Origin of the sequence: Paracoccus ferrooxidans, assembly GCF_029909815.1 — a bacterium.
Taxonomy (GTDB): Bacteria; Pseudomonadota; Alphaproteobacteria; order Rhodobacterales; family Rhodobacteraceae; genus Paracoccus; species Paracoccus versutus.
Genome location: NZ_CP038202.1, coordinates 75746 through 90395 on the forward strand (window position 1 = coordinate 75746; position 14650 = coordinate 90395).

Here is a 14650-nt window from a genome sequence, read left to right on the forward strand (position 1 = left end):
AGCCTACGGCATGGGCGCAGCCCTGCCTGTTACAGGATCTTAGAATGCCTTATTTCACCAAAATACCCGACGCGACCATCGACCTGGAGGCCGAGACCCCGGTCCTGGTTCTGGGGAACAATCTTCTGCTGAACGAACTCAGCGGCTCCACCCAGTTCACCCAGTACGACGTGGATGAACCCCACGGCACCACGCTGTCCCGAGGCGACGACGTCTCGCTGGTGGATGGCGAGGGCGATCCGCTGCTGTCGGGCAGCACCTTCGCCGGCACCGGCACGCTGTCCACGGCGGCCGTGGGACTGACCGTCAAGCTCCTCGGCATCGAGCTGGCCTCGCTGACGGTCCAGGTCAACCCGATCGGCGGCTCTTTCGTCGTGAAGGGTGACGACACCTATTTCGTCACCGACCAGCCCCTGACCGAGGACCATATCAGCGTCAAGATCACCGGCACCGTCGCTGGACTGCCGCTCACCCTGGCGGATGTGAACATCTCGGACCTTGGCGGTTCGTTGACCGGCGACGTTCTTGCGGCGGTGCAGAATCTTCTCGACACCATCGTCGTCAACGTCGCCTACAATCCCGCCGGTACGCTGGTCCTTGACGACGACGACGTCTTTCCCTGCTTCACCGCCGGCACGCTGATCGACACGCCCCAGGGCCCGGTTCCGGTCGAAAGCCTGTCGGTCGGCGACCTGGTGCTGACGGCCGACCACGGCCCCCAGCCGGTCCGCTGGATCGGGCGCCGCCGCTTTGCCGCGCATCGGCTTGCCACCCATGGCGCCCGGCTGACGCCCGTCCGCATCAGGGCCGGGGCGCTGGGGCCGGACATGCCCTCGGCGGACCTGGTCGTCTCGCCACAGCACCGGATCCTGCTGCGCTCGCGCGTCGCCCTGCGGATGTTCGGCACCGACGAGATCCTGGTCGCCGCCAAGCAGCTTTTGCAGATCGAGGGCGTCGATCTGGCCACGGACCTGGCCGAGGTGGAATATGTCCATATCCTCTTCGACCAGCACGAGGTGGTCCGGGCCAACGGCACCGCGACCGAGTCGCTGTATCTGGGCCCGCAGGCCCTTGCTGCCCTGCCCGCCACGGCGGTCGAGGAAATCCTCGCCATCTTCCCCGAGCTGACCCAGCGCACCCATGCCCCCGCGGGGGCGCGGATGCTGGCCTCGGGGCGCAAGGCGCGCAAGCTGGCGCATCGCCACTCGAAGAACGGCCAGCCGCTCGTCCTGGCCTGAATCGGCAACAGCCGCGCAGGGGCCGCCGCGGCCCCTGCCGCCGCGGTTGCGGGTCCGGGGCCTTGCCGCTAAAACCCCGGCAAACCCAAGGAGCCCTGCATGATCCCGCGCTATGCCCGTCCCGAAATGGTCGCCATCTGGTCGCCCGAGACCAAGTTCCGCATCTGGTACGAGATCGAGGCGCATGCCTGCGACGCCCAGGCCGACCTGGGCGTGATCCCGCGCGAGAATGCCGAGGCCGTCTGGAAGGCCAGGGACGTGGAGTTCGACGTCGCCCGCATCGACGAGATCGAGGCCGTGACCAAGCATGACGTCATCGCCTTCCTGACCCACCTGGCCGAGCATATCGGCGCCGAGGAGGCGCGCTTCGTCCACCAGGGCATGACCAGCTCGGACGTGCTGGACACCACGCTGAACGTGCAGCTGGTGCGCGCCGCCGACATCCTGCTGGCCGACATGGACAAGGTGCTGGCCGCGCTGAAGAAACGCGCCTACGAGCACAAGGATACTGTCCGCATCGGCCGCAGCCACGGCATCCATGCCGAGCCGACGACCATGGGCCTGACCTTCGCCCGCTTCTACGCCGAGATGGCGCGGGGCCGCGAACGCCTGCTGCGCGCCCGCGAGGAAGTGGCGACCGGCGCCATCTCGGGCGCGGTCGGCACCTTCGCCAACATCGACCCCGCGGTCGAAGAGCATGTCTGCGCCAAGATGGGCCTCTCGCCCGAGCCGATCAGCACCCAGGTCATCCCGCGCGACCGCCACGCGATGTTCTTCGCCACGCTGGGCGTCATCGCCAGCTCGATCGAGAACATCGCCATCGAGATCCGCCACATGCAGCGCACCGAGGTGCTGGAGGCCGAGGAATATTTCAGCCCCGGCCAGAAGGGCAGCTCGGCCATGCCGCATAAGCGGAACCCGGTGCTGACCGAGAACCTGACCGGCCTTGCCCGCCTTGTGCGCATGGCCGTGGTGCCGGCGATGGAGAACGTGGCGCTGTGGCATGAACGCGACATCAGCCATTCCTCGGTCGAGCGCGGCATCGCCCCGGATGCGACCATCACCCTGGACTTCGCCCTGAACCGCCTGGCCGGCGTGATCGAAAAGCTGGTGGTCTACCCCGAGAACATGCTCAGGAACATGAACAAGTTCAAGGGGCTGGTCATGTCGCAGCGCGTGCTGCTGGCCCTGACCCAGGCCGGCGTCAGCCGCGAGGACGCCTATCGCCTGGTCCAGCGCAACGCCATGAAGGTCTGGGAACAGGGCGCCGATTTCAAGACCGAGCTGCTGGCCGACGCCGAGGTGACGGCCGCGCTGTCCCCCGCCGAGATCGAGGAGAAATTCGACCTGGGCTATCACACCAAGCACGTGGACACGATTTTCGCCCGCGTGTTCGGCGAAAACGGCGCGCATTAACCCGGCGTTCGCTTTTTCCTGCCAGATTGCCCCCGACAGGTTTGGAATCGGGGGCAATCCATGGGTGTTCCGGCGCTCGGGGCGACGGCGGGGCTCAGTCCGCGGCAAAAGGCTGCGGTGATCGTGCGGCTGGTGCTGGCCGAGGGCGGGGACATCGACCTCGCCCGACTGCCGCCGGAACTGCAGACGGACCTGGCGCAGGAAATGGCGCTGATGGGGATGATCGACCGCGAGACGCGCAATGCCATCGTGGCCGAGTTCTGCGACAGGCTGGAAGCGGTCGGCCTGTCCTTTCCGGGCGACATCGACGGCACGCTGGACCTGCTCGACGGGCATCTTTCGCCCGACACGACCGACCAGCTGCGGCGCATGGCGGCGCTCAACGGCGCCGGCAACCCCTGGGACAGCATCGCCGCCCTGCCCCCCGCGCTCTTGGTCGAACTGGCCCGCACCGAAGCGGTCGAGATCGGGGCGGTGATGTTTTCGAAACTGCCGGTGCCGCGCGCTGCCGAGGTGTTCGGCCTGCTCGAACAGGAACGCGCGCGCCAGATCGCCTATGCCATGTCGCTGACCGGCGGCATCACCCCCGAGGCGCTGCAACGCATCGGCCGGGCGCTGCTCCATGCCGCCGACGCCGTGCCGCAGCCGGCGCTGGAGGGCAAGGCGGGCGAAAAGGTCGGCGCGATCCTGAACTTCTCGCCCTCCAGCATGCGCGACGGCGTCCTGGCCGGGCTCGAGGACGACGATGCCGCCTTTGCCGGCGAGGTGCGCAAGACCATCTTCACCTGGGCGCATATCCCGCGCCGCATCGACCGGCGCGACATCGCCCGCATCCTGCGCGAGGTGGACAATCCCGTGCTGCTCAAGGCGCTGGCCGGCGCCCGCGGTCCGGCGCGCGAAACCGTGGATTTCCTGCTGGGCGGCATTTCCTCGCGCCTGGCCGAGTCGATGCGCGAAGAGATCGAGGCGCTCGGCAAGGTCTCGGCCCGCGACGCCGAGGAGGCGATGGACCAGGTCGTGGTCACGATCCGCCGCATGGAGGCGGCGGGCGACCTGTTCCTGATCGCCCAGGAAGCCGAGGAGGAGGCGGAAGAGGAACCGCAAGCCCCGCCCGGCTGACGGATCCCGCCCGCCGCAATCCGAAAACCCGTCGCAGGCTGCCCAAGGCCCCCCAAGGCCCGCAGCAATGACGGCACGGACAGACGGCAGGCCGCATGGCGCAAGGCGCGGTGCGGCGGCAGGCCGCAAAGGCTTGCCCGGCCCCGGCCTCTGCCCTAGCAGGGGGCGGGACGGCGCATCGCGCCGGGGGACGGCAGGGACGGGACGGATGGCATGACAAATCAGATCGCGCTCGTACTGGGGCTCCTGGTCCTGGGCCTCTTCGCGGCGGATGCGCTGGTGCTGCATTGGAACCTGCCGCTGTTCCTGGGCAAGGCGTTCGCCAGCCTCATCGAATATCTCAGCTTCTGGCGCTGACGCCGACGCCGCGATTCGCCGCCCTGCAGCATTCGGCACCGCGGCAAGCGGCTTGCGCCGCAGGCGCCGGCCATCCCCGCCGCCGGCCGGGCGCAGCGGCAGCGACCATACGTCGCAACCATGCCCCCGGCACCCCCCTTTCCGCCGAGTTTCCGCCCCTTTCGCTTGCAGGCATTTGCATTCCCCCGGCGATGCGGGCTATTTGCAGCGCGAACATCATCAGCGGCGGAGGAAACCTATGGCTGTCAAGGTAGCGATCAACGGCTTTGGCCGGATCGGTCGGAACGTGCTGCGCGCGATCATCGAATCGGGGCGCAATGATATCGAGGTCGTGGCGATCAACGACCTGGGCCCGGTCGAAACCAATGCGCATCTGCTGCGCTACGACTCGGTCCACGGCCGCTTCCCCGCCCAGGTCACGGTTTCGGGCGATTCGATCGACGTCGGCCGCGGTCCGATCAAGGTCACGGCGATCCGCAACCCGGCCGACCTGCCCTGGGGCGACATCGACGTCATCATGGAATGCACCGGCATCTTCGCCTCCAAGGAAAAGGTGCAGCCGCACCTGTCGACCGGCGCCAAGCGGGTGCTGATCTCGGCCCCCGGCGACAATGCCGACAAGACCATCGTCTTCGGCGTGAACCACGACACGCTGACCAAGGACGACATCGTCGTCTCGAACGCCAGCTGCACGACGAACTGCCTGTCGCCGGTGGCCAAGGTGCTGAACGATTCGATCGGCATCGCCCGCGGCTTCATGACCACGATCCACAGCTATACCGGCGACCAGCCGACGCTGGATACCATGCACAAGGATCTGTATCGCGCCCGCGCCGCGGCGCTGTCGATGATCCCGACCTCGACCGGGGCAGCCAAGGCCGTGGGCCTGGTGCTGCCCGAACTCAAGGGCCGCCTGGACGGCGTGGCGATCCGCGTGCCGACGCCCAACGTCTCGGTCGTGGACCTGGTCTTCGAAGCCGCCCGCGACACCTCGGTCGAGGAAATCAACCAGGCCATCCGCGCCGCCGCCGACGGCCCGCTGAAGGGCATCCTGGGCTATACCGACGAGCCGCTGGTTTCCTCGGACTTCAACCACGACAGCCACAGCTCGGTCTTCCACATGGACCAGACCAAGGTGATGGAGGGCAAGCTTTGCCGCATCCTGACCTGGTATGACAACGAATGGGGCTTCTCGAACCGCATGTCCGACACCGCGGTCGCCATGGGCAAGCTGATCTGAGCCCACATCTGAACCCGCAAGGGCTCGATCCGAAAACCGAAACGCGCCCTCGTCGGGCGCGTTTTCATTTCCGGCGGACCGGCGCCGCCGGTCGCCCGTCAGTTCTTGCCCGAAAGGCGCCGCACATTGGCGCGGGTGCGCTTGCGATAGGGCCGCAGCGCCGCCGCCATCACCCGGTCGGCCCGCTCGCCCCGCCCGGCAGCACGCAGCGCGGCCTGCAGCGCCTCGGAGGCGGCATCGGCCTTTTCCACCACCATGCGCTGCGGCTCGGCCGCGTCCTGGCGCACAAGCCCCATCATCCCCGCCGTCCGCAAGGCAATGACCATCTGCGATTCCCAGGCCATGCGCGCCATCTGCTGCCACAACAGCAGCGGCGCCTGCATCGCCGCATAATTCATCTTCCCGAAACCCATCACGAATTCCCTATGAACGAACAACAGGCGGGCAAGGCTGCGCCCATGGCGGGGAAATGCCAAGAGCCCCCGTGGACGGGATCTTTGCCCTATGGCCTTGCTGCCGCACCCGGTATAGAGGGAAAATCATGACCAAATCCGTGACGCTCCGACGCCCCGACGACTGGCACCTGCACCTGCGCGACGGCGCCATGTTGCAGGCAGTGGCTTCATTTTCCGGCCATTTCGGCCGGGCGATCATCATGCCGAACCTGGTGCCGCCGGTGGTGACAGGGGCGCAGGCCGCGGCCTATCGCGACCGCATCCGCGCCGCCCTGGCCCCGGAAATGACGTTGCGTCCCTTGATGACGCTCTACCTGACCGAAACCACCGATCCGGCCGATGTGCTGGCTGCCCATGCGCAGGGAATCATCTCGGCGGTCAAGCTCTACCCGGCCGGGGCGACCACCAATTCGGCCTCGGGCGTGCGCGATTTCGACAAGGTGCGCGGCGTGCTGGAGGCCATGGCCCAGGCCGGCATCCCGCTTTGCTTCCACGGCGAGGTCACGGACCCGGCGGTGGACATCTTCGACCGCGAGGCGGCGTTCATCGACCGCGTGCTGGACCCGATCCGCCGCGCCACGCCCGGCCTGCGGGTGGTGATGGAACATATCACCACCTCGGACGGGGTGGATTACGTCGCGGGCAACGACGACATCGGCGCCACCATCACCACGCATCACCTGGTCATCAACCGCAACCACATCCTGGCGGGCGGCATCCGGCCGCATTACTACTGCCTGCCGGTCGCCAAGCGCGAGACGCACCGGCTGGCGCTGCGCCGCGCGGCGACCTCCGGCGACGCGCGCTTCTTCCTGGGCACCGATTCGGCGCCGCACCCGGACCGCGCCAAGGAATCGGCCTGCGGCTGCGCCGGCTGCTTCACCGCGCCCAACACCATGTCGATCCTGGCCCAGGTCTTCGAGGAGGAGGGCGCGCTCGATCGGCTGGAAGGCTTCACCTCGCTCCACGGCGCCGCTTTCTACCGCATGGAGCCCAACGAGGACCGCATCCGGCTGGTCAGGCGCGAGACGCCCGCCGCATATCCGACCCATATCCCCGCCGGCGACGAAACCGTCACCGTCTTCAACCCCGGCTTCCCGCTCTACTGGCACCTCGAGGATCCCGCATGACCCTGCCCTTCCCCCCGCATGAGGAAATCGCCCGGCTGACCGCCCGCATGCTGCTGGAGATCAAGGCGGTGCATTTCAATGCGGCCGAGCCCTTCACCTATGCCTCGGGGCTGAAGGGGCCGACCTATATCGACTGCCGCAAGCTGATCAGCTTCCCGCGCATCCGCGCGACGCTGATGGACTTCCTGGCGGCGACCGTGCTGCGCGAGGCGGGCTTCGCCGCCTTCGACAACGTGGCCGGCGGCGAGACGGCGGGCATTCCCTTCGCCGCCTGGGTGGCCGAGCGGCTGGAACTGCCGATGACCTATGTGCGCAAGAAGCCCAAGGGCTACGGCCGCAACGCCCGCATCGAGGGCGCCATGACCGAGGGCCAGCGCGTGCTGCTGGTCGAGGACCTGACCACCGACGGCGGCTCGAAGCTGAGCTTCGTCGACGCGATCCGCGAAACCGGCGCGACCTGCGGCCATACGGCGGTGATCTTCTACTACGGCATCTTCCCGGAAACCACGCAGCGCCTGGCGGACCACGGCGTCAGGCTGCACCATCTCTGCACCTGGTGGGACGTGCTGGCCGAGGCCAAGGCGCAGGGCTTCTACGACGAGGCGACGCTCTCCGAGGTCGAAAGCTTCCTGACCGATCCCCGCGCCTGGCAGGCCGCGCATCCCTGATCCGGCCGGCCCGGCTGCACGGTGGCAAGGGGTATTTGAGCAACGAAGAAGACCGGGGCACCGCCCTGTCCTTCTCTGTTGGCCAAATACCCATGCCGCCCTTGCCACCCGTGCAGGCGCGGCATTCTGCCCACAGCTTATCCACAGCATATCCCGATGGACCGCGGGGCGCATAAGGTGGATAACGGCCCCCAGCCGAGTCGAAGGTCGGAGACCATGGGATGAGCGAGTTGCGCGCCGTCGAAATCAGGAAGCCCGGCGAGATCGCCGAGGCCGCCGCCGCGCAGGCGGTGCCCTTCTCGATCGAGGCCGAGCAGCAATTGCTGGGCGCGCTCCTGACCAATAACGAGGTCTACGACCACGTCTCGCGCATCATCCAGGCCGGGCATTTCTACGACCCGGTCCATCGCCGCATCTACGAGATCTGCGCCGAGCGCATCGCCCGCAACGCCCTGGCGAGCCCGGTCACGATCAAGGCCTTCATGGAGCATGACGCGGGCCTGAAGGAACTGGGCGGCCCGGCCTATCTGGCGCGGCTGGCGGGGGCGGCGATCTCGTCCCATGCCGCGCGCGACTATGCGCAGATGATCCGCGAATTCGCCCTGCGCCGCGAGCTGATCGGGCTGGGGCAGGACATCGCCGCGCGCGCCGCCACCGTCACGGTCAGCGATTCCGCCGAGGAGCAGATCAAGGAGGCCGAGCAGATCCTCTACAAGCTTGGCGAGCAGGGCGTGGCCGAGCGCGGCTTCCAGAGCTTCCTGGCCGCCGTCACCGGGGCGCTGAACGCCGCCAATGCCGCCTTCAGCCGCGGCGGCGGGCTGTCGGGGATCTCCACCGGGCTCGTGGACCTGGACGGCAAGATGGGCGGGCTGAACCGCTCGGACCTGGTCATCCTGGCCGGGCGGCCCTCGATGGGCAAGACCTCGCTGGCCACCAACATTGCCTTCAACGTCGCCAAGGCGCATCGCCTGGGCGAATTGCCCGACGGCAGCCACGGCACGGTGGCGGGGGGCGTCGTCGGCTTCTTCAGCCTCGAGATGTCGGCCGAGCAGCTGGCCGCGCGCATCCTGTCCGAGGCGGCCGAGGTGCCCAGCGAGGCGATCCGCCGCGGCGACATGACCGAGGACGAGTTCCGCCGCTTCGTCAAGGCCGCCCACGACCTGCAGAACTGCCCGCTTTACATCGACGACACGCCCGCCCTGCCGATCAACCAGCTGGCCGCCCGCGCCCGCAAGCTCAAGCGCACCATGGGGCTGGACCTGCTGATCGTGGACTATCTCCAGCTTCTGCGCGCCGCATCGGCCAAGGACAGCCGCGTCAACGAGGTGAGCGAGATCACCCAGGGCCTGAAAGCCGTCGCCAAGGAGCTGGACATCCCCGTCATCGCGCTGTCGCAGCTGTCGCGCCAGGTCGAGAGCCGCGAGGACAAGCGCCCGCAGCTGTCCGACCTGCGCGAATCCGGCAGCATCGAGCAGGACGCCGACATCGTCATGTTCGTCTTCCGCGAGGAATATTACCGCGAGCGCGAAAAGCCCGCCGACCACGACCTCGACAAGATGGCCACGTGGCAGCAGGTCATGGAATCCTGCCACGGCAAGGCCGAGGTCATCATCGGCAAGCAGCGCCACGGCCCGATCGGCACGGTCGAGCTGTCCTTCGAGGGCCGCTTCACCCGCTTCGGCAACCTGGAAAAACATCGCAGCTGGGATCCTGCCGAATGAACCTGCCGGTGCCGTTCGTCACCATCGGCCTGCTGATCCTGTCGAACCTGTTCATGACCGTCGCCTGGTACGGGCACCTGAAGTTCAAGACCGCGCCGCTCATGCTGGTCATCCTGGTCAGCTGGGGCATCGCCTTCTTCGAATATGTGCTGCAGGTGCCCGCGAACCGCAGCGGCTACGGCCATTTCAACGCCGCGCAGCTCAAGACCATCCAGGAGGTCATCAGCCTGTCGGTCTTCGTCCTGTTCTCCTGGGCGTGGCTGGGCGAGAAGCTGACCTGGAACGTGGCGGCCGGCTTTGCCTGCATCTGCCTGGGCGCCTTCCTGATCTTCCACGATTTCGGCGGCTCGGCGCATTGACGCGAAACTGTGCCCTGTAAACAGGCGATTGCCTTTGCCCGCCGGCCGGGCAAAGGTGCGGGCATGAGCAGCGCGACCCCTTCCCTTCCCCGCCGGCCAAGCATCCTGACCCTGGTTTCCATCTCGGCCGCCGGGGCGCTTTCGATGAACATCTTCCTGCCCTCGCTGCCGGCCATGGCGCGGGATTTCGGCGTGGAATACGGCTTCATGCAGCTGTCCGTCTCGGCCTTCCTGGGGGTCAGCGCGGTGCTGCAACTGCTTTGCGGCCCGATCAGCGACCGCTATGGCCGCCGGCCGGTGGTGCTGGGCTCCTTCGCGATCTTCCTGCTGGCGACCGTGGGGGCGCTGCTGGCCAGGGATGCGGCCTGGTTCATGCTGTTCCGCCTGATCCAGGCGGTCGCCACCACCGGCTTCGTCATCAGCCGCGCCGTGGTGCGCGACATCGTGCCGGCCGAGCAGGCGGCCAGCATGATCGGCTATGTCACCATGGGCATGTCGCTGGTGCCGATGGTCGCGCCCACGCTGGGGGGCGTGCTGGACGAGACCCTGGGCTGGCGCGCCAGCTTCGTCGCCATGGGGCTGACCGGGCTGGCGGTCATGGCGCTTTGCGCCTTCGACCTGCCCGAGACGGCGCGCGGCGGCGGCGTGCCGCTGCGCCGGCAGGTCGCCACCTATCCGGTGCTTGCCCGCTCGCAGCGCTTCTGGGGCTATGCGCTGGCGGCGACGCTCAGCGCGGGGTCGTTCTATGCCTATCTGGGCGGCGCGCCCTTTGTCGGCCAGGTGGTGCTGCACCTGTCGCCGGCCGAGGTCGGCTATTGGTTCGCCGGCCCCTCGATCGGCTATGCGCTGGGGAACTACCTTTCGGCGCGGTTCTCGACCCGCATCGGCATGAACCGGATGATCCTGTCGGGGGCGCTGATCTGCTCGGTCTTCCTGGTGCTGGCGCTGGCGGTGGACCTGATGGGCGGGCTGACGCCGCTGGTCTTCTTCGGCGCGGTCGGGCTGATGGGGCTGGGCAACGGCATGGTGCTGCCCAATGCCAATGCCGGGATGATGAGCGTGCGCCCCGAACTGGCCGGCACCGCCAGCGGGCTGGGCGGCGCCATGGCGGTGGCGGGCGGCGCCGGGCTGGCGGCGCTGGCCGGCGCGCTCTTGCACGACGAATCGGGGGCGGCGCCGCTTCTGGTCATCATGGCCGGGTCGGCCATCGCCTCGATCGGCTTCATCCTCTGGGTCATGATCCGCGAAAGGCAGGTCATCGCCGGCCGCTGATCCCCCTTGCGGCAACGCCTTTGCAAAGCGTATGGCTGCTTTGCAAAGAGGACTCGCATGGCCACACAAAAGATCTATGCCGGCGTCGCCCTGCGCGAGACGCGGGCCCGCGCCGGCCTGACCCAGCGCGCCTTTGCCGACCGGCTGGGCGTGTCGCTGCCCTATCTGTCGCAGATGGAGAACAACCACCGCCCGGTCTCGGCCGGGGTGCTGCTGAAGCTGGCCTCCGAGTTTTCGGTCGATCTGGGCGCCATGGCGGTCGGCGATGCCGAGCGCATGGTGATGGACATGGCCGAGGCGCTGGCCGATCCGCTGTTCGACGCCACGCCGCCCCGCGCCGACCTGCGGCTGGCCGCGACCAACGCCCCGGCGCTGGCGCGCGCCTTCCTGGACCTCTATCGCGCCCATCGCGAGGGGCAGGAGCGGCTGGCGGCGCTGGACGAGGCGCTGGGGGCGGGGGCGCAGAACGCCACTCCCTCGCCCTGGGAAGAAGTGCGCGACTTCTTCCACTACTGCGACAACTATATCGACGCGGTGGACCATGCCGCCGAGCATTTCGCCCGCATCCGCCCCGAGCAGCGCCCCCTGGACCGCGCCATCGCCGCCCTGGCCGAGCGCGGCATCGAGGTGGTGACGGCCGAGCTGGGCAGCGGCCCGGTCTATCTGCGCGACGGCAAGCGCATCACCCTGAACGCCGCCGCCGAGCCCGCCACGCAGGCCTTCCAGCTGCTGCACCTGCTGGCGCTGGAATCGCGCGGCGACCTGCTGGAGGCGACGCTGGAGCTGGCGCGCTTTCGCAGCGGCTCGGCCCGCGACATCGCCCGGCTGGGGCTGGCGAACTATTTCGCCGGCGCGGCGATGATGCCCTATTCCCGCTTCCTGGCCACCGCGCGGGCCGAGCGGCACGACCTCGAGCGGCTGGCGCATCTGTTCCACGCCTCGCTGGAACAGGTGGCGCATCGGCTCTCGACCCTGCAACGCGGCGGCGACCGGGGGGTGCCGTTCTTTTTCGTCCGCGTCGACCAGGCGGGCACCATCACCAAGCGCCATTCCGCCACGCGGATGCAATTCGCCCGCTTCGGCGGCGCCTGTCCGCTGTGGAACGTGCATCAGGCCTTCGAGACGCCCGGCCGCTTCCTGCGCCAGCTGGCCGAGACGCCGGACGGCAAGCGCTACCTGCTGCTGGCGCGGGACGTGTCCAAGCCCGCGGGCGCCTTCGGCGCGCCGGTGCGCCGCTTCGCCATCGGCCTGGGCTGCGAGATCAGCCATGCCCGCGACGTGGTCTATGCCGACGGGCTGGACATCGGCAATCCGCAGCTGTTCGAGCCGATTGGCGTGTCCTGCCGGATCTGCCCGCGGCCGAACTGCCACCAGCGCTCGGTGCCGCCGGTGGACCGCCATATCCGCATCCCGGCGGATCGCCCCGGCCCGCTGCCCTACGAGATCGCCTGAAACCGCCGCAAACGCCGCGACCCGCGGCGCGGTTCCCGGCGCGCAGGCGGAACAGCCGCGGGGAATCACTGAACCGGCCGGTCTGAACCCGTTCGTTTGCCCATTTTGCGGGCAGCGTCATCCGGTCGCCTGCTGCGCCGAACCGAACCGGACGGTCAAGACGCACCATCCGATTCCGCGCGGGAAAATGCCTTCAATCTTTCATAGATTCATGGAAAGGCCCGTTCCAATCAACCCATGGTTGCAGTTTTGGCCCCTTTGCGCCCGGCGGATAACCACCCGCGCCGCCAGCCCCGATCGGCGTCAATCCGCCCAAGCTTCGGGCAGGCCCCCCGCCCCTGTTGCGCTTTGACCACAGGTCGGATTTATCCGTGCGCAGCCATGACCGCCTTTGCCCGGCAGGTCGGCCGAAACAACATGGACCTGGGACATTGCGGATCACCCACAGCCTGAATTCGGTGCTTGAGCGCTGGCTGCCAGAACAGCGCCTTTTCCTGAAGTCGGACAAGACCACCCGCTTCCTGCGGCTGCGTCCGGCCACGCAGCTTCTTGCCCTGGGGGGCATCGCGCTGGTCTTCGGCTGGTCGATCATCGCCAGCTCGATCCTGGTCATCGACGCGATCAGCGCCGGCTCGTCGCGCCACCAGGCCCGGCTGGCGCAAAGCGCCCTGGAAGCGCGGCTGACCGACCTTTCCGCCGAACGCGACCGCCGCGCCGCCGAGGCGGTGGCGGCGCAGAACCGCTTTGCCGTGGCGCTGGACCAGGTCTCGCACATGCAATCGCTGCTGCTGGAGACCGAGGCGCAGCGGCGCGAACTGGAAACCGGGCTGGGCGCGGTGCAGGCCGACCTGCAGGACGCGGTGAAGGCCCGCCAGCAGGCCGAGGCGCTGGCCGGCCCCGAGGGCGAGGCCGCCCCCGTCCGCACCGCCGAACTGCAGGCCGCGCTGGACATCCTGGCGGGCGAGCTGAAACAGGCCGCCGGCCAGCGCATCGAGGCGGTGCAGCAGGCCGAGGACGCCCGCCGCCTGGCCGAGGCCGTCACGCTGGAGCGCGACCAGATCGTCGCCCGCAACGACGAGATCCTGTCGCAGCTGGAAGACGCCGTGTCCGTCTCGGTCAAGCCGCTGGACGACATGTTCCGCAGCGTCGGCATGAACCCGGACGAGATCCTGCGCACCGTGCGCCGCGGCTATGCCGGGCAGGGCGGCCCGCTGAACCCGGTCAGCTATTCCTCCAGCGGCAATGCCGAGATCAGCCAGGGCGAGGCCAAGGCGCAAGAGATCCTGATCACCCTGGACCAGATGAACAGCTACCGCATCGCGGTCGAGAAGATGCCGCTGGCCATGCCGGTGAAATCGGCCTTCCGCTATACCTCGCCCTTCGGCCGCCGCTGGGGCCGCGCGCATGAGGGCATCGACATGGCCGCCCCGGTCGGCACGCCGGTCTATGCCACGGGCGAGGGCACGGTGATCTTTGCCGGCTGGCAGCGCGGCTACGGCAACCTGATCAAGATCCGGCACGAGCTGGGCACCGAGACCCGCTATGGCCACCTGTCCAAGATTCGCGTGAAGGCCGGTCAAAAGGTGTCGCGCGGCAGCCAGATCGGTGATATGGGCAATACCGGCAGATCGACCGGGCCGCATCTTCACTATGAAGTCCGCGTGAACGGCCGTGCCGTGAATCCCATGAGCTTCATCAAGGCAGCCCAAAATGTTTTCTAAGACCCGTGTTACCGAACCCGGCCCCCGTACCCAGCCGACCCCCGAGCCCGAACCGGCGCGCGGCCTTGACACGAGTTACGACATTCCGGCAGCCGCGGCCCCGCGTGCGCGCACCGCGCCTTCGGTGCTGTCCGCGGACCTGACCGTCACCGGCAACATCCAGACCCAGGGCGACGTCCAGGTCGAAGGCACCGTCGAGGGCGACATCCGCGCCCATCAGCTGATCGTCGGCGAAAGCGCCACCATCCGCGGCGAGATCGTCGCCGAGGAAGTCGTGGTGAACGGCCGCGTCGTCGGCCGCGTCCGCGGCCTCAAGGTCCGCCTGACCGCCACCGCGCGGGTCGAGGGCGACATCATCCACAAGACCATCGCCATCGAATCCGGCGCCCATTTCGAGGGCTCGGTCCAGCGCCAGGAAGATCCGCTGGCCAATGGCGTGACCCCCAAGCTGGCGCCGCCCGCCCGCGCGGCCAATGCCGAAGCCGAGTGATCCCGGCATCGG

Annotated in this window: 14 protein-coding genes; 13 read left to right on the top strand and 1 reads right to left on the bottom strand. The window is 68.3% G+C overall.

What is annotated here, in order from left to right; genetic code table 11:
- Window positions 1-44: 44 nt before the first annotated feature.
- From E3U26_RS17415 to gap, 5 genes are all read left to right on the top strand, one after another.
- Complete coding sequence (locus E3U26_RS17415; RefSeq protein WP_499106998.1) at window positions 45-1238, top strand: Hint domain-containing protein; 1194 nt, start codon at window positions 45-47, stop codon at window positions 1236-1238.
- A gap of 99 nt (window positions 1239-1337) precedes the next feature.
- The gene (gene purB / locus E3U26_RS17420; RefSeq protein WP_036760074.1) at window positions 1338-2654 is read left to right on the top strand and encodes an adenylosuccinate lyase; all 1317 of its coding nucleotides are present in this window, start codon (window positions 1338-1340) and stop codon (window positions 2652-2654) included.
- 60 nt (window positions 2655-2714) lie between these two features.
- Window positions 2715-3773, top strand: a complete 1059-nt coding sequence (locus E3U26_RS17425; RefSeq protein WP_499106999.1) for a flagellar motor switch protein FliG — start codon at window positions 2715-2717, stop codon at window positions 3771-3773.
- Between the two features lie 213 nt (window positions 3774-3986).
- Window positions 3987-4130 (top strand): hypothetical protein, encoded by a 144-nt coding sequence (locus tag E3U26_RS17430; protein ID WP_036760079.1) that lies wholly within the window; start codon window positions 3987-3989, stop codon window positions 4128-4130.
- Between the two features lie 238 nt (window positions 4131-4368).
- Entirely contained in the window at window positions 4369-5370 is a 1002-nt protein-coding gene (gap, locus tag E3U26_RS17435) for a type I glyceraldehyde-3-phosphate dehydrogenase (RefSeq protein ID WP_036760081.1), read from the top strand.
- A gap of 98 nt (window positions 5371-5468) precedes the next feature.
- On the opposite strand, the gene E3U26_RS17440 is transcribed toward gap, so the two are convergent.
- Window positions 5469-5783, bottom strand: a complete 315-nt coding sequence (locus E3U26_RS17440) for an antibiotic ABC transporter (protein WP_083539132.1) — start codon at window positions 5781-5783, stop codon at window positions 5469-5471.
- A gap of 128 nt (window positions 5784-5911) precedes the next feature.
- Between E3U26_RS17440 and pyrC the strand changes: the two genes are divergently transcribed.
- The 8 genes from pyrC to E3U26_RS17480 all read left to right on the top strand — a co-directional run bounded on the left by pyrC (window position 5912) and on the right by E3U26_RS17480 (window position 14638).
- Window positions 5912-6955, top strand: coding sequence for a dihydroorotase (gene pyrC, locus E3U26_RS17445; RefSeq protein ID WP_499107002.1), 1044 nt, complete (start codon window positions 5912-5914; stop codon window positions 6953-6955).
- Window positions 6952-7623, top strand: coding sequence for an orotate phosphoribosyltransferase (locus tag E3U26_RS17450; protein WP_036760086.1), 672 nt, complete (start codon window positions 6952-6954; stop codon window positions 7621-7623). Before pyrC ends, E3U26_RS17450 begins: the two co-directional genes overlap by 4 nt.
- 221 nt (window positions 7624-7844) lie before the next feature.
- Complete coding sequence (locus E3U26_RS17455; protein WP_036760087.1) at window positions 7845-9344, top strand: replicative DNA helicase; 1500 nt, start codon at window positions 7845-7847, stop codon at window positions 9342-9344.
- A complete protein-coding gene (locus tag E3U26_RS17460; RefSeq protein WP_036760088.1) occupies window positions 9341-9703 on the top strand; it encodes a DMT family protein in 363 nt (120 codons plus the stop codon). The genes E3U26_RS17455 and E3U26_RS17460 overlap by 4 nt, the downstream gene beginning before the upstream one ends.
- Window positions 9704-9766: 63 nt before the next feature.
- Window positions 9767-10975: a multidrug effflux MFS transporter gene (locus tag E3U26_RS17465; protein WP_499107004.1), complete on the top strand. Its 1209-nt coding sequence runs from the start codon at window positions 9767-9769 to the stop codon at window positions 10973-10975.
- 57 nt (window positions 10976-11032) lie between these two features.
- Window positions 11033-12427, top strand: a complete 1395-nt coding sequence (locus tag E3U26_RS17470; RefSeq protein ID WP_036760093.1) for a helix-turn-helix domain-containing protein — start codon at window positions 11033-11035, stop codon at window positions 12425-12427.
- Window positions 12428-12858: 431 nt separating this feature from the next.
- Entirely contained in the window at window positions 12859-14148 is a 1290-nt protein-coding gene (locus tag E3U26_RS17475; protein WP_072462482.1) for a M23 family metallopeptidase, read from the top strand.
- Window positions 14138-14638: a bactofilin family protein gene (locus E3U26_RS17480; RefSeq protein WP_072462481.1), complete on the top strand. Its 501-nt coding sequence runs from the start codon at window positions 14138-14140 to the stop codon at window positions 14636-14638. The genes E3U26_RS17475 and E3U26_RS17480 overlap by 11 nt, the downstream gene beginning before the upstream one ends.
- Window positions 14639-14650 lie beyond the last annotated feature (12 nt).